Origin of the sequence: Microbacterium sp. CFBP9023, from assembly GCF_034045055.1 — a bacterium.
In the GTDB taxonomy this organism is placed as follows: Bacteria; Actinomycetota; Actinomycetes; order Actinomycetales; family Microbacteriaceae; genus Microbacterium.
Genome location: NZ_JAXCWI010000002.1, coordinates 38541 through 55110 on the forward strand (window position 1 = coordinate 38541; position 16570 = coordinate 55110).

Here is a 16570-nt window from a genome sequence, read left to right on the forward strand (position 1 = left end):
CACCCTGCCGGTGACGGCGGGCGTCGACGCACCATAGGCTCGAACCATGTCGTCGCCGTTCGGTACCTGGACCTCTCCGTTCACCCCCGACCGGATCGCTGCGTCGTCTCCGCGGATCGATGGCAGCGCCTTCGTGGCTGACGAGATCTGGTGGGGTGAGTCGATCCCTGCCGAGGGCGGTCGCTTGACCGTGCGAAGTTCGACGGGTGCCGAGATCCTCCCCGCGCCATGGAGTGCTCGGTCTCGCGTCCACGAGTACGGCGGCGGGGCGTGGACCGCGGATGCCGACGGCACGCTGTACTTCGTCGATGCCAAGGATCAGCGCGTGCACCGCATGCCCCGCGGCGGTGTCCCCGTTCCTCTGACACCCCCGGGCCCGGCGCACGGCGGTCTGCGTCTGCAGAGCGGCCGCCTGTTCGCCGTGCGGGAGGATCTGTCCGTCTCCCCTCACCGACGCGCCATCGTCGAGATCCCGACCGACGGGTCGGCATCCGACCGGCCTGCGCTGTTGAAGACCCTCGTCGAAGGCGAGTCGTTCTACGCTCATCCGGCACTGTCTCCCGACGGTTCTCGTGCAGCGTGGGTCGAGTGGTCCGGCGATCGGATGCCGTGGCAGCGAGCGTCGTTGGTGATCTCGGACGGCACCGCGCGCACAGAGCTGTCCACTCGCGCCGCGCTGCAGCCCGAGTGGACGGCTGACGACGAGATCGTGTACTCCGACGATCCCTCGGGCCGCTGGGCTCTGCACCGACAGCGTGTCAGCGGAGCCCAGGCGGTCGGCACGGCGGAGCAGATCATCGACGACGACGCCGACACGGGATACGGCCTCTGGGTGCTCGGCAATCGCTGGTACCGCCCGCTCGCCGACGGTCGCGTCGTGGCTGTGCGCACGAACGGTCGCGACCGGGTCATCGTCATCGACCCCGACGGCAGCGCCCACCGCATTCCCCTCCCCGCAGACGGCCACGTGAGTGTCGACGATGTCGCGGGCTCCCGCGTGCTGCTCTCCGGAAACGGCTCGACGACAGAACCCGGGGTCTGGTGCGTCGACGTCGACACGGGTCGCGTCGAGGCCGTCGCGGGAGCTGCGCCGACCGATCCTGCGTGGATGCCGCCCGCATCCGAGGTCCTGGTCGACGGCTCGCACGGGCCTGTCCATGCCTTCGCGTACCCGCCGACGAATCCCTCGGCCCACGCTCCGGCCGCGGATGACGAGCTCCCGCCCTACATCGTGCTCGTCCACGGCGGCCCGACCGCGCATGTGACCGGCGCGGCGTCCGCCGCCGTCGCGTTCTGGACGAGCCGCGGCATCGGCGTGCTCGACGTCAATTACGGCGGATCGACGGGCTACGGCCGTGCGTACCGCGAACGGCTGGACGGCGGATGGGGCGTGGTCGACGTCGACGACGTGATCGCAGCGGCCCGCGGCCTCGCCGATGCCGGGCTCGCGGATCCCGCCCGCATCGCGATCAGAGGCGGCTCGGCGGGTGGTTGGACAGTGCTCTCGTCGCTGGTGCGGGGAGGGACGTTCGCCGCGGGGATCAGCCGATACGGAGTGGTCGACCTGCGGATGCTGAGCGCGCACTCCCACGACTTCGAGGCGCACTACATCGAGGGGCTGGTGGGTCCGCTGCCCGAGGCGGAGGCACTCTACATCGCGCGTTCGCCCCTGACACACGCCGACCGGATCGACGTGCCGGTGCTGCTGATGCAGGGTGCGGACGACCGTGTCGTGCCACCGGCACAGTCCGAGGCGATCCGCGATGCGCTGGCGACGAGTGGTGTGGAGCACGAGTACGTGCTGTACCCGGGTGAGGGCCATGGCTTCCGGTCGAGCGAGACGATCATCGACGCCCTCGAGAGGGAGCTCGCTTTCCTCGGACGCGTGTTCGGATTCACGCCCGCGCGCTGATCACTCCCCCACGCGGTTGCGCAGGCGCATCGCGCGCTCGGCTTCGCGGGTGTCCTGACGCTCGCGGAGGGTCTGGCGCTTGTCGAACTCGCGCTTTCCCTTGGCGAGAGCGATCTCGACCTTGGCGCGACCGTCGGAGAAGTACAGCTTCAGCGGGATCAGCGTGTAGCCGCCGGCGGAGACCGCGTGCTGCAGCTTCGCGATCTCCTCACGGTGCAGCAGCAGCTTGCGGACGCGCTTCGCCGAATGGTTGGTCCAGTGGCCCTGTGAGTACTCCGGGATGTGCACCGAGTCGAGAAAGACCTCGTTCCCCTTGACGAACGCATATCCGTCGCTCAGGTTCGCGCGCCCCTGGCGCAGTGACTTCACCTCGGTGCCGGTGAGCACCATCCCCGCCTCGTACGACTTCTCGATGTTGTAGTCGTGACGTGCGCGACGATTGGTCGCGACGACCTTCTCCCCGCGTTCCCTGGGCATGATTCTCTCCTGATCCGCGTCGCGCAATGGTTCCGGTGCCCGTCACGGGCGCACGACAGCCTGTCAGTCTATACCGGCGCGCGGGTCAGGTGCGAAGCCAGCGACGGATCGCGAAACCCGCCGACAGCGCGGCGAGCACGACGCCGATGCCGATCAGCACCGGGACGACGACGGCAGCGTCCTGCATCGACACCCAGGTCGTGATGAACGGCACGCGTCCTCGGAGGTAGCCGTCGACGCCGAAGTGGACGCCGGCGACGACGGCCGCGCTTGCGAGGGCCGAGCCGAGGAAGGCAGCGAAGACGCCCTCCAGGACGAACGGCGTCTGGATGAAGCGGTTGGACGCCCCCACCAGGCGCATGATCCCGATCTCCTTGCGTCTGGCGTACGCGGAGAGCCTGATGGTCGTGCCGATCAAGAGGATGGCGGCGATCAGCATGAGCGCTGCGATACCGACCGCGATGTAGGTCGCGACCGTCAAGGCGGAGAACAGGGGTTCGAGGTACTGGAGCTGATCCTGGACCTGCTCCACCCCCGCGACACCGTTGAACGCCTCGGAGATGACCTGCGACTGGCCGGGATCCTTCATGGTGACGAAGAAGACCTCGAACGCCTGCTCGGGCGAGATCACGCTCGCCTGGTCCTCGCCGAGCTGATCGACGAGCTTGGCGTACGTGTCTTCCTTGGAATCGAAGCTGACCTCGCTGATGAGAGGAGCGAGCGCCTCGCCGTCGAGCTGTGCTCGCACGGCGTCGACCTGCTCCTCCGAGGCGCCGCCGTCGACGCAGGTGTCCTGCTCCGAGATGTCGGAGCACATGTAGACGGCGACCTGCGCCCGCTCGGTCCAATAGCCGCGCATCGTGCCGATCTGCGCCTGCATCAGGATCGCGGCGCCGACGAAGGTCAGCGAGACGAATGTCACGAGCACGACGGAGATGACCATCGAGATGTTGCGACGAAGCCCTCCGAGGGCCTCCGCGAGGATGAGTCCGATTCTCACGACGTCGGCCCCACTTCTTCCGTGCCGTCGTCGGACAGACCGAGTCGATCGGCCACCCCGAGCTCGGCGACGTCGACCTGCGGCAGCACGATGGGATGCGTCCGCGCCGCGAGGGCGACCGCCGGCTGCTCGTCTATCACCGGCGGCTCGATCGGCGCCGCCTGAGCCTCGGGAGTCTCGGATGCGGTCGGGACGGCGTCTGCGGACGCCGATTCCGCCTTGCGCTGCGCGCTGAGCTCCTCAGCGAGCGCGGCGCGGACCAGCGAGAGGTCGGCGGTCTGGCGCTGCACCTCCTGCACAGCAGTGAGTGCAGCGGCCGCGGCGGCACCGCGCACCTCCTCGGGAACCAGACGCGGGATGTTCGACGTGTCTCCGTAGCCGCCGTGCACCTCGTCTCGCACCATCTCGCCATCGCGAAGTTCGATGACCCGACGCTGCATCTGGTCGACGAAGCCCGCCTCGTGTGTCGCCATCAGCACGGTGGTGCCTCCGGCATTGATCCTGGCGAGGAGCTGCATGATGTCGACCGACGTCGCCGGGTCGAGGTTTCCGGTCGGCTCGTCCGCGAGCAGGACCTGGGGGCGATTCACGAGCGCCCGTGCGATCGCGACGCGCTGCTGCTCGCCGCCGGAGAGCTCGTGCGGCATCCGCTTCTGCTTCCCGTCGAGTCCGACCAGCGCGAGCGCCTCGGGCACGGCCTGCTGGATGAAGCCGCGCGACGAGCCGGTCACCTGCAGAGTGAAGGCGACGTTCTGGTAGACGGTCTTCGACGGCAGCAGTCGGAAGTCCTGGAACACGGATCCGATGTGGCGGCGGAAGTACGGCACCTTCCGGTTCGCAAGCGAACGCAGATCGCGGCCGAGCACGGCGACTCGACCCGTCGTCGGCACGTCCTCGCGGAGGATGAGTCGCAGACAGGACGACTTGCCCGACCCCGACGCGCCGACGAGGAAGACGAACTCCCCGCGCTGCACTTCGAAGTCGACATCGGACAGAGCGGGCCGCGAGGTCCCGCGATAGCGTTTCGTGACGTTCTCGAACCGAATCATGGCGGTTCGAGCCTAAGCGCGCACCCTCGTCTGCCTGCGAGCGACACCCCGCTCGACCCCCCTGCGTGTCGCACTCCACTGCTATACATGGAGGTGCCGATCCGTGCCGTCAGCATGGACGATACTCCGAGGGGGAACCATGACGACGCCTGCAGGCTGGTATGACGACGGATCCGGGCGTCAGCGGTGGTGGGACGGCACCCAGTGGACCGAGCACTTCGCGCCCATCGTGGAATCCGCCCCGTCTGCAGCAGGCGAGTCGGCCGGCGGTCTGACCGGCGAAGCGACCACGGACCGGGGTTCCGAGTCGGCTGACGTATCGGGCCACTCCTCGTCCGACGCGATTCCCGATTCGGCAGCAGCCGCGGAGACGGCCGCTGCGATCGAGTCGGTCGCCGCGGTCGAGAGCCCGTCGTGGAACACGCCCGCACCCTCCGACTCCCGCGCCGACGCGAAGACTCCGGCCGAGCCGTCCGCCCACCAGGACGCGGGCGCCGCGCCCTCATACGGCGCGCCCGTGACCGATGCCCCTGTCGACGAGGCCGGCACCACGCATGAGCAGGGTTCCACCTCTCCGGAGTCCCCGACGCCGACCGACGACATCGTGCCCCCGTATGCGAACACCGCGGGTCCCTCCGAAGGTGGTGCACCCTCCTACCCGGGCACCGCAGCCCCCTCGTATCCCCAGGAGTACCCCGCCGCGCCCGCATACCCGGGTTCGGCGGCACCCTCACCCTCGTACCCCGGCGCCGCCGCGTACGCTCCCGCCGGACAGCAGTACGGTGCGCCCGCCGGATACCCGCCCGCATACGGCGCCACGACCCCGGTGGCTCCGGCCCGCCCGTCGGTCCTCGGGCTCGTCGGGCTCGGACTCGCGGCGCTCGGAACGATCCTGTCGTGCATCCCGGTGATCTTCTGGCTCGGATGGCTCCTGCTCGGCGTGGGCTTCATCGTCTCGCTCATCTCGCTCTTCCTCAAGGGCAGGAAGTGGCCCGGCATCTCCGGACTCATCCTCTCGATCATCGGCGCGATCATCGCGGTCGTCATGTTCTTCGTCATCGTCTTCGCGACGGTGTCCGAGGCCGTGCGCGATCTGCCGTCCGCGCCGCCGTCGAGCGATTCCGACACCGGAATCGACGACGGCACGACCGACGACGGCACGGGGTCCGCGCAGGTCGAAGAGGGCACGATCGGCGACACCGTCACACTCACCTTCCTGGGCGGGAGCGGCGAGATCACTGTCACCGAGGCGCGTTGGGCGACCAGCGACGGCTCGAGCGTCCCCTCGACCAACGGCGGTTACGTGACCCTCGAGACGACGTGGACCGGTGTCGAGGGCACGACGGCCGCGAACCCGCTGTTCACCTCTCTGGAGACGGCAGAGGGAGTCGAGGGTCAGATCGACTTCTTCGTGACGGGCGCACCGAACGAGCTCCTCGACCCGGGGCAGACGGTCAGCGGCCCGATCACCTTCGACATCGCCCAGAGCGAGTCCTACGTCTTCGTCGTCACTGACGAGGCCGGACGCGACATCGCGCGCATCGACGTCGCTCCGTCGGCCGGCTGAGACCCGAGCGGAACGGCGATCATGACGGTCCCGGCAGGGTGGTACGACGACGGAGCGGGCCGACAGCGCTGGTGGGACGGCGCAGTCTGGACTGAGCACACCGTGACCACCGAGACGTCGTCCGTGGCGAACACTCCGCAGGGGCACGGCCAGCATGCCACGGAGGAGCCCACGGTCGCCGCGTCAGCGGACCCGATCTTCGAACCGCCCTATGCCTGGCAGTCGTCGAATCCCTCCCCCGGGGCCTCCGCAGAAGTGCCGCAGTACGGGCCCGCGTCGATGCCCGCGACCTCGGCAGGCGTCGTCGCCTCCCACGATGCGACGGCAGGGTTCGGGTCGTACGGCCCTGTGCCCCCGAAGGCGAACACGAAGGTCTCTGTGCTCGGCATCATCGGTCTCGGCATGGCCGCGCTCGGCGTGGTCCTCTCGTGCATCCCGCCGATCTCGATGTCTGGTGGGGTTCTGCTCGGGATCGGATTCGTGCTCTCGCTGATCTCCCTGTTCCTCCGGGGTGCGAAGTGGCCGGGAGCGGTGGGCATCGCGGTGGCCGTGCTGGGTGGTGTCGTCGCGATCGCCATGATGCTGCTGACCCTGGGCGCCTCGGGGCTGTCGTCGATCGTGCCGACGTCCACCTCGACCCCTCAGGCGACCCAGAGCACAGAACCCGACGACACCGCCGAAGGCTCTCCCGGCAGCGCGGGAACCGAGACCGTGACGGTCAACGAACTCGAGGTCGGTCACTGCATTCCGCTCATCGAATGGGAGGAAGAGGTGTACGAGCTTCCGATCGTTCCGTGTGACGCGCCGCACACCGACGAGGTCTATTTCATCTTCGATGTACCAGAGGGCGAATTCCCCGGGGACGACGAACTGCAGACCATCGCGGCCGAGAGGTGCGACGTCGCTTTCGAGGAGTTCGTCGGCATCCCCTACGCCGATTCGGAGCTCGACAACTACTGGTTCGTGCCGACTGAGTCGTCATGGAAGCGGATGAACGACCGCGCAGTCCAGTGCATCGTGATCAGCTACGACGAGATCACGGGCACCCTCGAAGGCGCCGACCGCTGAGACGAGCGTCGCTCAGTCCTCGTCTTTGCGCTTGCGCCAGCGGATGCCGGCCGAGATGAACCCGTCGAGATCGCCATCGAACACGGCAGCCGGGTTGCCCGACTCGTGTCCGGTGCGGAGGTCCTTCACGAGCTGCTGACCGTAGAGGAAGTACGAGCGCATCTGGTCGCCCCAGCTCGCCGTGATGTTTCCGGCGAGCTCCTTCTTCTTCGCGGCTTCCTCCTCCTTCTGCAGCAGCAGGAGTCGGGTCTGAAGCACGCGCATCGCGGCAGCACGGTTCTGGATCTGCGACTTCTCGTTCTGCATCGAGACGACGATGCCGGTCGGGAGGTGAGTCAGGCGCACGGCGGAGTCGGTGGTGTTGACGGACTGCCCGCCGGGACCCGACGAGCGGAAGACGTCGACTCGGATGTCGTTCTCGGGGATGTCGACCTCGGTCGCCTCCTCCATGAGAGGGATGACCTCGACAGCGGCGAAGGACGTCTGCCGCTTGTCCGCCGAGCCGAACGGGCTGATGCGGGCGAGGCGATGCGTCCCTGCCTCGACCGACACCGTTCCGAACGCGTAGGGAGCGTCGATCTCGAACGTCGCCGACTTGATGCCGGCACCCTCGGCGTACGAGGTGTCGAGAACCTTGACGGGATACTTGTGGCGCTCGGCCCAACGCAGGTACATGCGCATGAGCATCTCGGCGAAGTCGGTGGCGTCGTCGCCGCCTGCACCCGAGCGGATCGTGATGATGGCGGAGCGCTCGTCGTACTCGCCGTCCATCAGCGTCTGCACCTCGAGCTGATTGATGATCTCGGTGAGCGCGTTGAGCTCGGCGCGTGCTTCGACCGCGGAGTCCTCGTCGCCCATCTCGTTCGCCAGGTCGACGAGAACCTCGAGATCGTCGAGCCGACGACCGATGCCCTCGACTCTGGCGAGCGCCGACTGGCGGTGGCTCAGAGCACTGGTCACCTTCTGGGCGCGTTCGGGGTCGTCCCAGAGGTCCGGCACGCCGGCTTCCTCGCTGAGGCGCGCGATGTCGGAGCGGAGGGTCTCGACATCGATGACCTCGCGGATGTCACCGTAGGTGAGTCGCAGGGCCTGGATGTCGGCGGAGAGATCGAGTTCGAGCATGTCGCGTCCAGCCTAACGTGCCGCCCCTGCGGGCGGGGACGGCGTTCGAACGGGAGTAGCGTGAACGGGTGAGCAGCGCATCCACGGTCCTCAGGCGATTCGGACCGATGGTGTACCTCCCGACCGTGCTGTTCTCGCTCGGTGAAGGCGCGGTGATCCCTCTGATCCCGGTGATCGCTGCGCGGATGGGCGCCGACGTCGCCTTCGCCGCCCTGGTGGCATCCGCCCTCGTCGTGGGTCAGCTGTGCGGCAACCTTCCTGCGGGCTGGGCCGTCGCGCGCATCGGCGAGCGCTTCACGATGGTGATCGCGGGTGCGATAGCGATCCTCGCCGGCGTCGGAATGGTGTTCGCCCCCTCGCTGGGCGTGCTGGCCGCCTCCGTGTTCCTCCTGGGGTTCTGCGCGGCCGCCTTCGGCCTGGCGCGTCATGCGTTCATGACGACGAGGGTTCCCCTCGCGTTCCGTGCTCGCGCGCTCTCGCTCCTCGGTGGCAGCTTCCGCCTCGGAATCTTCATCGGGCCGTTCGTCGCCGCTGGGCTCCTGCAGCTGTTCGGTTCGGAATCAGCCGCGATCTGGTTCTTCCTGGGCTGTCTCGTCGTGATGGTGCTGCTCGTGCTGCTGGGCCCCGATCCCGAGAAGACGATCGCCCCGACGACCCCTGTGCGCACCGCCGCACTCGCGGATGATTCCGGCGAACCGGTCACGGGCTCGATTCCGACGACCGCGCGCGCGGGCATCTTCCGCACGATGTGGCAACAGCGCAGCGTGCTCGGACGACTGGGACTCGCCGCCGCGTCGCTGTCCGCGGTGCGATCGGCACGTCAGGTCGTGCTTCCCCTGTGGGGACTCTCACTCGGACTCGACGCCTCGACCATCGCCCTCGTCGTCGGAATCTCGGGAGCGATCGACTTCGCCCTGTTCTACGCCAGCGGCCAGGTGATGGACAGGTTCGGGCGTCTGTGGGCGGCTATGCCGGCGATGGTGCTGATGGGCGCGGGGTTCCTCGCCCTCTCCTTCACGCACGACCTGGAAGCCGCGGTCCTGTGGTTCGGCATGTTCGCCGCCGTGCTCGGGGTGGGCAACGGGCTCTCGAGCGGCATTCTGCTCACACTCGGCGCCGACGTCGCGCCGAAGAAGGAGCCCGCCGCGTTCCTCGGCTCGTGGCGCACGCTGACGGATGCCGGCGGAGCGGCCGCTCCGCTGCTGGTGTCGGCGATCGTCGCGATCGCGTCACTGCCGATCGCCGCAGCGGCGATGGGTGCGATCGGCCTGATCGGCGCGGGTGGATTCATCCGCTGGATCCCGCGTTTCGTTCCGCGCAGCACACAGGAGGAGTCATGACCGCTGCCCTCCGCGCAGACGTGCGCCGGCTGGTCGTCGCGGCTCCGTCGTCGACGGATCACGATCGCGATGTCGCGGCCGACTTCGCGACGTTCTTCGCCGACGATCATGGGCCGGTCTCCCGCGACGACGGTCCCGATCACGCGACCGCTTCGGCGCTCGTGTTCGACCGCTCACTCACTCGCACGCTGCTCGTCTTCCACGCCAAGGGGCAGTTCTGGGTGCAGCCAGGCGGACATCTCGAACCCGACGACACCTCCGTGGCGGATGCCGCTCTGCGCGAGCTGCGGGAGGAGACCGGTGTGGACGTCTCCGCCAGCGCGGAACCGCTCGTGTACGACCTCGATCATCACGCGCTGTCCTCGGCGTTCGGTCGGTGCGCATCCCATCTCGACATCGGGATCGGCGTCGTCATCAGCGACGATGCCGACCTGATCGTGAGCGACGAGTCGGAGGACGTGCGCTGGTGGGCGATCGACGCGCTGCCGTCGCAGGTGCCGCAGGGCTTCGCCGGGCGGGTGCGACGACTGCGCGATCGTCTGGTGAGCTGACGTCGCATCCGGCGGAGGTCACCCTCGTGCAGGTCGACCCGAGCGAACGATCACCCCAGAGCGGTGCGACTCGTCCCCGTCGCCTCGAGGCGCACCCCGTCGGTCACGAACAGTGACACGAGCGGCGGATGCCACAGGGTCGAGACGGTCACGCGTGCTGAGTGCCCGTCGGGGCTCGACGCTGAATCGAGGTCCACGGGTGACGGCAGCGCGGCGAGCAGTGCGTCGACCTGCTCTCTGACCCCCTGATCGGTGAGGTTCGCCCGTGCCGTCGTTCCGTCCACAGCCAGGGTGAAGCCGTCCGCTCCGGCGAGCGCTGCGGCGTCAGCGATCGCATCCAGCCGCTTCTGCGAGATGTAGAGGTCGGTCGCGCAGACACTCACGAAGATGAGTGCGAGCGCCAGCAGGGCATAGCCGAGCGTCAGCAGCAGCACGCTTCCGTCGTCACCCGCCCCTCTCATCCCGTGCCCCACAGGCGAGAGACCTTCTGGACCGCCGACCCCTCGACTCGGATCGCGGCCGCCGAGTCCGATCCGAAGACCGCGGGCATCAGTGGCAGGGACACCGACGTCGTGACCGTGACGGTCACGACGGCGCCTGCCGACGGCCACTCCGTCCCGACGGGCACGCACGCCACAGACACCTCGGTCGATTCCTCATCGATGCCGTACTGATCGGTGACGTCGGCGAGCACGAGCTCACTCCGCGCTGCTGCAGTGGCGGCATCCGGTGCGCGCACGATCGTGCGCGCGACGTGGCGCGCGGCCGCCCCGACTCCCAGTGTCTGCTCCTGAATCGCGCCCAGCGCGATGATCAGGTAGACCAACGGCACAAGCAGGATGACGCCCATCGTGATGAATTCGAGTGCCGCCGAACCCTCGTCATCAATCATCGAAGGACTCTTCCGGCGCATGCGCCTGCACCTCCAACGCGAAGGGCACCCCGAGCAGCCCGATCACGGGGAGCGTCGTTCGGACGCGCACCTCGATCGTCGCGCGATCCAGTGCCGTCGATCGAACGGCCGTCACATCGTGGGCGTACTCGGCCCCGACCGCGAGGGTGATCGCCGCGCGGGCGCGCTCCACGCCCTGTTCCATGGGCGTGTCTGCCAGGGCCGCGTAGTAGGCCCCTTCGACCGCCGCGTCGTGCACGACATTGCGCACGTAGACGGCGAGCGCGAGCTGCATGACAGCGAGAGTGAGAAGGGTGAGGAGCGTGCCCACGAGCACGAACTCCACGGGACTCGATCCGCGTTCATCGCCGAGAAGGCGCCGCGGTGGATCGACAGTCATCAGGGAGACCTGTCAGAGACCGGAGACGCGTTGGATGGCCTGCTCGAACAGTGCGCTGAGCGCCGGGCCGGCGACCGCCCAGATGAGCACCACCAGACCGGCGGTCATCAGTGTGACCAGCACCCATCCGGGTACGTCCCCCGATTCGTCGCCGACGAGATCGTCCATGAGATCGGGGGTGAGCGAGGCATCCCTGGTGGTGCTCCGTGGTCGAGAGGTGTGCATGTCGTCCTTTCGTGGTCGCTCAGCCGATGCCGAGTCGCAGGATGAAGAGACCGGGGTAGATGGCGAAGAGCACGGACAGCGGGAGGATCAGGAAGACGAGCGGGAGGAGCATCAGGATCTCCTTCCGACCGGCCTGTTCGATGAGGACCCGCTTGGCGTCCTCGCGAGCGTCCCCCGCCTGCGCATGCAGGACGGCCGAGAGCGGCGCGCCATGCTCGAGCGCGGCGGTCACCTGGTCGATCGCACGGGAGAGCCCCGGAAGCTGCAGTCGCGCGGCCATCTCCGTGAGCGCGTCGGCGAGCGGCGACCCCGTGCCGACAGCGAGCACCACGCGGCGGAACTCATCGGTCAGTTCGCCGGAGCCGACCGCGGCCACCCGACGCAGCGAGTCCAGGAAGCCTTCACCCGCCGACAGGCACAGCGCGAGGAACTCGAGAGTGGTCGGCAGCTCGTCGGTCAACCGGGCGCGACGCGAAGCGACGCGAGCCGTGAGCCGCATGTCGTATGCGAACCCGGCTGCGGCTCCGAGGATCCCGGGCAGCAGGGCGATCGGCGGGCTCATCCGGCCCGTGATCGCGAACACGATCACAGCGATCGAGCCGATGACGATGCCGGCGAGCACCCAGCCGAGCTGACGCCCGCGGAAGGCCCCCTGCTCCAGAGGAATCCCCGCCTGCTCGATCCTCCGATGCAGAGCATCGCCGCCGCCCACAAGGCGTTCGAAGAGCACACGTGACCGAAGCCAGAATGCGCGGTCACCCGCGGAGAGCACGCCGACTCGCGGGAGCGCGTTCCCGGGCAGGTCTTCATCGGCGACCGCATCGCGCACATAGGGCGCGATGCGCAGAGCCAGCGGCGCTGCCGACCACCGTGGAAGCGACGCGAGTATGCAGAGCAACCCCATGCCGAGTGTTCCGCCGCCGAGCACGGCGACGGCGATCGCGGACATCGGGTTCACCCGAACCACCGCCCCGGCTCGGCGAGCCGACCGATACGGATCATCAAGCGATAGGCGATCACCGACACGGCAGCTCCCCCGCAGATCACCAGCATCCCTTCACCGGTGCCGTAGGCGGCCGCGCCCTCAGGGCGCAGCACCAGCAGGCCGAGGATCACCCAGGGCGCGACGGCACCGAGCACGGCAGCGCCTCGGATCCATGACTGTCTGGCTTCGACCTCGCCGCGCAGCACGGCGTCCGCGCGCACCGACGACGACAGCGCGCGGAGGACGCCTGTGAGCTCGGTGCCGCCGACCTGTCGCGCCATGCGGAGCGTCTCGATGATCCGATCGGCGATGGGATCAGCCAACGCCGCCTTCAGCCGGTCGAGGCTCGTCTCGAAGCGGCCGGTGGCGCGCAGGTCTCTGGCGAACACGGCGAAGGCCGGCCGCATCATCGTCGGCGATGACTCGGCCAGACTCGCGACGGCGTCCGGCAGTGACAGTCCGACACGGATGGATGCGATCAGCAGGTCACAGACGTCGGGCCAGAGCTGGCGACGAAGTCTGCGCAGCCGGAGGCGTCGGGAACGCACGAAGACGATCGGCACGACGGCCGCGGTCGCGCCTGCCAAGCCCGCGAGGACCGGGATGGCTGTGAAGAGCCAGACAGAGGAAGCCGCGGCGAGCGCGACCGTCAGCATCACCAGCAGGAGCGTGCGCGGGCTGACAGATGCCATGCCGCCCTCTTCGAGAAGGCGAGTCAGACGTCCGCGGTGCCGGACCCTTCCTCCGTCTTGAGGCGGGGGCCAGAGCCACGGCGATGCGCACAGCAGCAGACCGGCGGCGAGCATCGCACCGAGCAGGACCGTCACAGAGTGCCTCCGCGACGCCACGCCGTCTGTTCAGTGGACGCCTCGTCGCCGCGGATGTACACGGTTCGCGTGATGATCCGGCCGTCGACCACCGCGCCCGTCGGCGCGATGACCTCGTGCACCCGTCGCACTCCGGTGTCGTCACGCACGCAGTGCACCACGAGATCAACCGCGCCGGCGAGGGCCGGCGCGATGAACGATCGATCGATGTTCCGTCCCGCGAGGAGCGGCAGAAGCGTGAGCTTGTCGAGCGCCTCGGCCGCGGAGTTCGCGTGCACGGTCGCAGCACCCGGCACCCCCGTGTTGAGTGCGAGGACGAGGTCGAGCGCCTCCGCATCTCTGACTTCGCCGACGACGAGGCGATCGGGTCGCATCCTCAGCGCCTCCTTCACGAGCCTGCGCAGCGTGATCTCCCCCGTTCCCTCCAGACTCGCCTGACGCCCCTGCAAGGACACGACATCCGGTCCCTGCACCGCGAGCTCGAAGGTCTCCTCGACGGTGATGATCCGCTGACGGTCGGCGCACGAGTCGAGCAGCGCACCGAGGAAGGTGGTCTTGCCTGCGTGGGTGGCACCGGACACGACGACGCTTCTGCCCGCGCGCATCGCGTCACGAAGCATCGCGGCCAGGTCCGGAGTCAGCGCCCCGTGGTCGACGAGCGCCTCGAGGCTTCGATACCGGGGCAGGAACTTGCGGATGTTGACGGACCACGATCCGCGGACGACGTCCGCGATCGCGACATGCAGTCGCGCGCCATCAGGAAGAGACGCATCCACGAACGGCTGACTGATGTCGACACGGCGCCCTGTCGACTGCAGCATCCGCTCGATGAGATCGCGCAACGACGATTCCGTGAGACGCATCTCGATCCGCTCGGCGACCCCTCCGCGTGCGACGTGGATGCTCTCGGGGCCGTTGAGCCAGATCTCCTCGATCTCAGGGTCGTCGAGGAGCGACTGCAACGGACCGAAGCCGCTGACCGCCGCGAGCACGTCACTCACGCATGCAGCTTCGTCGTCGATCACCGCCGCGCCTCGCGCCAGCGCCAGATCGTTGAACTTGCGCACCTCGGCGAGCGTGACCGAGCGCGCTGCCGAGGAATCGAACGTCGGATCCGTTCCTTCGGCGCGGAGCCGCTGACGAACGCGCTCGGCGACGAGGACGGAGGGCTGGATCACCCGAGCATCCTCGCAAGGATCGGGCGACACGCGCCGGAGTTATCCACAGCGACGGCGGTGCTCCTGCGGGCGGATCCCCAGCAACGCACGATCCCCCGATCAGTAGACTTATCCCAGCGCGCGGGAGTGGTGAAATTGGCAGACACGCAGGATTTAGGTTCCTGTGCCCTAGGGCGTGTGGGTTCAAGTCCCACCTTCCGCACCGATCTGTCGCACCCCCTGCGACCGACGACTTGACCGCCGCACAGCGCACGACGACGGGAAATCCATGCATCACGCCGCTCTCATCCCCTGGCTCGACCCCGCCACGATCATCGGCTCGGCCGGCCCCTGGGCGCTTCTCGTGGTGTGCTTCATCGTCTTCGCGGAGACGGGCCTTCTGGTCGGGTTCCTGCTTCCTGGCGACACGCTGCTCGTGATCTCAGGACTCCTGTCGCACCCGATCGCGGGTTCGGAGCACGGGGTGTTCGGCATCAACGTGTGGATCGTCGCGCTGCTCATCGGGCTCTCGGCGTTCGTCGGCGGTGAGGTCGGCTACCTCATCGGCCACAAGGGCGGACCCGCAGTCTTCGAACGCAAGGAATCGGGCCTGTTCAGCAAGAAGAACGTCGAGCGGACGAACGCCTTCTTCGAGCGTTTCGGCGGCATCACCGTCATCCTCGCCCGCTTCGTGCCGATCGTGCGCACCTTCGCCCCGGTCGCCGCCGGCGTGGGCCACATGCCGTGGCGCCGCTACACGCTGTACAACCTCATCGGTGCGATCCTCTGGGGCTTCGGTCTGACGATGTTCGGGTACGCCATCGGTTTCATCCCGCCGGTCGCGCACTTCGTCGAGAGCTACATCGACCTGATCCTGCTCGCTGCCGTCGGCGGCACGGCACTCATCACGCTCTGGCACTACCTGTCCGAGCGTCACAAGGCGAAGAAGGAAGCCGCGGCCGGCGAGGGTGAGACAGACGCCACCGAGGCCGAAGGACTCGCCCTCGACCCCGAGGTCTTCGACCGTGCTCCGGACTTCGACGGAGACGGCAAGCACTGATCTCGGTGCAGAAGAAGGCGCGCTGTCTCAGCCCGCCTTCTTCTTGCTCGGGCTCTTCTTCGTGCTCGCCTTGTCGCCGGTCGACTCCGACCGAGCGGCCTTGGTGCGAGCCACACTGGCGCGCAGCGCCTCCATCAGGTCGATGACCTCACCGCTCTTGGCATCGCCCTCGGCCTCGCCGAAGGTGTCCGAGACATCGAACGTGTCGCCCGCCTCGATCTTCGCATCGATCAGAGTGCGCAACTCCTTCTGGTATTCGTCGACGAACGACTCAGGATCGAAGTCAGCCGAATAGCTGTCTACGAGGGATGCCGAGAGCTCGAGCTCCTTCTTCGAAATCCTCACATCCTCGTCGAGCACCGGGAACGCCGCCTCACGCACCTCGTCGGCCCAGAGCAGCGTCTGCAGCACGAGCACCTTGCCACGCACGCGGAGTGCAGCCAGTCGGGTCTTCTGTCGCAGCGTGAAGCGCACGATCGCCGTGCGGTCGGTCTGTTCGAGCGTCTTGCGCAGCAGCACGTACGCCTTCGGCGACTTCGAGTCCGGTTCGAGGTAGTACGGCTTGTCGAGGGTCAGCAGATCGACCTGGTCGGAGGGCACGAACTCGACGACGTCGATCTCGCGGCTCTTCTCCGCCGGCAGCGCCGCCAGATCGTCCTTCGTGAGCACGACCGTCTGCCCTTCCTCGACGTAGGCGCGATCGATGTCGGCGTAGGCGACGGTCTCGCCGCACACCTCACAGGTGCGCTGGTACCGGATCCGGCCGCCGTCCTTCTCGTGCACCTGGTGCAGCGGCACATCATGGTCCTCGGTGGCGGAATACACCTTGACGGGCACGTTCACGAGGCCGAAGGTGAGCGCACCTTTCCAGATCGTTCTCATGACCCCAGTGAACACCAGCCGCGCGGCTCACGGCCAGTACCTTGACTACGCTGGCG

The 16570-nt window shown here is 68.1% G+C and carries 18 protein-coding genes and 1 tRNA gene; 7 read left to right on the forward strand and 12 right to left on the reverse strand.

Annotation, left to right across the window (positions count from 1 at the left end; all coding sequences use genetic code 11):
• Window positions 1-46: 46 nt before the first annotated feature.
• A complete protein-coding gene (locus SOM10_RS10450) occupies window positions 47-1912 on the forward strand; it encodes a prolyl oligopeptidase family serine peptidase (protein ID WP_320489877.1) in 1866 nt (621 codons plus the stop codon).
• Here the strand turns inward: SOM10_RS10450 and smpB are convergent, their stop codons facing one another.
• The 3 genes from smpB to ftsE form a co-directional block, all read right to left on the reverse strand.
• Window positions 1913-2389, reverse strand: coding sequence for an SsrA-binding protein SmpB (gene smpB / locus SOM10_RS10455; protein ID WP_053096927.1), 477 nt, complete (start codon window positions 2387-2389; stop codon window positions 1913-1915).
• 85 nt (window positions 2390-2474) lie between these two features.
• Window positions 2475-3389: a permease-like cell division protein FtsX gene (ftsX, locus tag SOM10_RS10460; protein WP_056280135.1), complete on the reverse strand. Its 915-nt coding sequence runs from the start codon at window positions 3387-3389 to the stop codon at window positions 2475-2477.
• Window positions 3386-4438: a cell division ATP-binding protein FtsE gene (gene ftsE, locus SOM10_RS10465; RefSeq protein WP_053096931.1), complete on the reverse strand. Its 1053-nt coding sequence runs from the start codon at window positions 4436-4438 to the stop codon at window positions 3386-3388. The genes ftsX and ftsE overlap by 4 nt, the downstream gene beginning before the upstream one ends.
• A 139-nt stretch (window positions 4439-4577) precedes the next feature.
• Here ftsE and SOM10_RS10470 point away from each other — a divergent pair, with 139 nt between their 5' ends.
• Complete coding sequence (locus SOM10_RS10470) at window positions 4578-6005, forward strand: DUF2510 domain-containing protein (protein WP_320489879.1); 1428 nt, start codon at window positions 4578-4580, stop codon at window positions 6003-6005.
• A gap of 21 nt (window positions 6006-6026) precedes the next feature.
• Window positions 6027-7073, forward strand: a complete 1047-nt coding sequence (locus SOM10_RS10475) for a DUF2510 domain-containing protein (RefSeq protein WP_320489881.1) — start codon at window positions 6027-6029, stop codon at window positions 7071-7073.
• Between the two features lie 12 nt (window positions 7074-7085).
• On the opposite strand, the gene prfB is transcribed toward SOM10_RS10475, so the two are convergent.
• Window positions 7086-8195 carry a peptide chain release factor 2 gene (gene prfB / locus SOM10_RS10480; protein ID WP_053096937.1) on the reverse strand — a complete coding sequence of 370 codons (1110 nt, stop codon included), beginning with the start codon at window positions 8193-8195 and terminating at the stop codon, window positions 7086-7088.
• 107 nt (window positions 8196-8302) lie between these two features.
• On the opposite strand from prfB, the gene SOM10_RS10485 reads away from it, so the two are divergent.
• Both SOM10_RS10485 and SOM10_RS10490 read left to right on the forward strand, forming a co-directional pair.
• On the forward strand, window positions 8303-9535 hold the full coding sequence (locus SOM10_RS10485; RefSeq protein WP_320490735.1) for an MFS transporter: 1233 nt from the start codon (window positions 8303-8305) through the stop codon (window positions 9533-9535).
• Window positions 9532-10086, forward strand: a complete 555-nt coding sequence (locus tag SOM10_RS10490; RefSeq protein WP_053096941.1) for an NUDIX hydrolase — start codon at window positions 9532-9534, stop codon at window positions 10084-10086. The genes SOM10_RS10485 and SOM10_RS10490 overlap by 4 nt, the downstream gene beginning before the upstream one ends.
• A 50-nt stretch (window positions 10087-10136) precedes the next feature.
• Here SOM10_RS10490 and SOM10_RS10495 read toward each other — a convergent pair whose 3' ends face one another.
• The 7 genes from SOM10_RS10495 to SOM10_RS10525 are packed head-to-tail and all read right to left on the reverse strand — an operon-like array spanning window position 10137 to window position 14593.
• A complete protein-coding gene (locus SOM10_RS10495; protein ID WP_320489884.1) occupies window positions 10137-10547 on the reverse strand; it encodes a hypothetical protein in 411 nt (136 codons plus the stop codon).
• Entirely contained in the window at window positions 10544-10978 is a 435-nt protein-coding gene (locus tag SOM10_RS10500; RefSeq protein WP_320489886.1) for a TadE family protein, read from the reverse strand. The genes SOM10_RS10495 and SOM10_RS10500 overlap by 4 nt, the downstream gene beginning before the upstream one ends.
• The gene (locus SOM10_RS10505; protein WP_295102822.1) at window positions 10971-11378 is read right to left on the reverse strand and encodes a TadE/TadG family type IV pilus assembly protein; all 408 of its coding nucleotides are present in this window, start codon (window positions 11376-11378) and stop codon (window positions 10971-10973) included. The genes SOM10_RS10500 and SOM10_RS10505 overlap by 8 nt, the downstream gene beginning before the upstream one ends.
• Window positions 11379-11390: 12 nt before the next feature.
• Window positions 11391-11603, reverse strand: coding sequence for a hypothetical protein (locus SOM10_RS10510; RefSeq protein ID WP_187250602.1), 213 nt, complete (start codon window positions 11601-11603; stop codon window positions 11391-11393).
• A gap of 19 nt (window positions 11604-11622) precedes the next feature.
• Window positions 11623-12552 (reverse strand): type II secretion system F family protein, encoded by a 930-nt coding sequence (locus tag SOM10_RS10515; RefSeq protein ID WP_320489889.1) that lies wholly within the window; start codon window positions 12550-12552, stop codon window positions 11623-11625.
• Window positions 12553-12557: 5 nt separating this feature from the next.
• Window positions 12558-13415: a type II secretion system F family protein gene (locus tag SOM10_RS10520; protein ID WP_053096949.1), complete on the reverse strand. Its 858-nt coding sequence runs from the start codon at window positions 13413-13415 to the stop codon at window positions 12558-12560.
• A complete protein-coding gene (locus SOM10_RS10525) occupies window positions 13412-14593 on the reverse strand; it encodes a CpaF family protein (protein WP_320489892.1) in 1182 nt (393 codons plus the stop codon). The genes SOM10_RS10520 and SOM10_RS10525 overlap by 4 nt, the downstream gene beginning before the upstream one ends.
• A 120-nt stretch (window positions 14594-14713) precedes the next feature.
• On the opposite strand from SOM10_RS10525, the gene SOM10_RS10530 reads away from it, so the two are divergent.
• Window positions 14714-14795, forward strand: a tRNA-Leu gene (locus SOM10_RS10530).
• Between the two features lie 66 nt (window positions 14796-14861).
• The gene (locus tag SOM10_RS10535) at window positions 14862-15632 is read left to right on the forward strand and encodes a DedA family protein (protein WP_053096952.1); all 771 of its coding nucleotides are present in this window, start codon (window positions 14862-14864) and stop codon (window positions 15630-15632) included.
• Window positions 15633-15659: 27 nt separating this feature from the next.
• On the opposite strand, the gene SOM10_RS10540 is transcribed toward SOM10_RS10535, so the two are convergent.
• The gene (locus tag SOM10_RS10540) at window positions 15660-16514 is read right to left on the reverse strand and encodes a Ku protein (RefSeq protein WP_053096954.1); all 855 of its coding nucleotides are present in this window, start codon (window positions 16512-16514) and stop codon (window positions 15660-15662) included.
• Window positions 16515-16570 lie beyond the last annotated feature (56 nt).

Coding starts and splice junctions, on each gene's coding strand:
- smpB (WP_053096927.1), bottom strand. CDS start 2,389: ATGCCCAGGGAACGCGGGGAGAAGGTCGTCGCGACCAATCGTCGCGCA.
- ftsE (WP_053096931.1), bottom strand. CDS start 4,438: ATGATTCGGTTCGAGAACGTCACGAAACGCTATCGCGGGACCTCGCGG.
- SOM10_RS10470 (WP_320489879.1), top strand. CDS start 4,578: ATGACGACGCCTGCAGGCTGGTATGACGACGGATCCGGGCGTCAGCGG.
- SOM10_RS10535 (WP_053096952.1), top strand. CDS start 14,862: ATGCATCACGCCGCTCTCATCCCCTGGCTCGACCCCGCCACGATCATC.
- SOM10_RS10515 (WP_320489889.1), bottom strand. CDS start 12,552: ATGTCCGCGATCGCCGTCGCCGTGCTCGGCGGCGGAACACTCGGCATG.
- SOM10_RS10485 (WP_320490735.1), top strand. CDS start 8,303: ATGGTGTACCTCCCGACCGTGCTGTTCTCGCTCGGTGAAGGCGCGGTG.
- SOM10_RS10540 (WP_053096954.1), bottom strand. CDS start 16,514: ATGAGAACGATCTGGAAAGGTGCGCTCACCTTCGGCCTCGTGAACGTG.
- SOM10_RS10500 (WP_320489886.1), bottom strand. CDS start 10,978: ATGATTGATGACGAGGGTTCGGCGGCACTCGAATTCATCACGATGGGC.
- SOM10_RS10510 (WP_187250602.1), bottom strand. CDS start 11,603: ATGCACACCTCTCGACCACGGAGCACCACCAGGGATGCCTCGCTCACC.
- SOM10_RS10490 (WP_053096941.1), top strand. CDS start 9,532: ATGACCGCTGCCCTCCGCGCAGACGTGCGCCGGCTGGTCGTCGCGGCT.
- SOM10_RS10475 (WP_320489881.1), top strand. CDS start 6,027: ATGACGGTCCCGGCAGGGTGGTACGACGACGGAGCGGGCCGACAGCGC.
- SOM10_RS10495 (WP_320489884.1), bottom strand. CDS start 10,547: ATGAGAGGGGCGGGTGACGACGGAAGCGTGCTGCTGCTGACGCTCGGC.
- prfB (WP_053096937.1), bottom strand. CDS start 8,195: ATGCTCGAACTCGATCTCTCCGCCGACATCCAGGCCCTGCGACTCACC.
- SOM10_RS10505 (WP_295102822.1), bottom strand. CDS start 11,378: ATGACTGTCGATCCACCGCGGCGCCTTCTCGGCGATGAACGCGGATCG.
- SOM10_RS10450 (WP_320489877.1), top strand. CDS start 47: ATGTCGTCGCCGTTCGGTACCTGGACCTCTCCGTTCACCCCCGACCGG.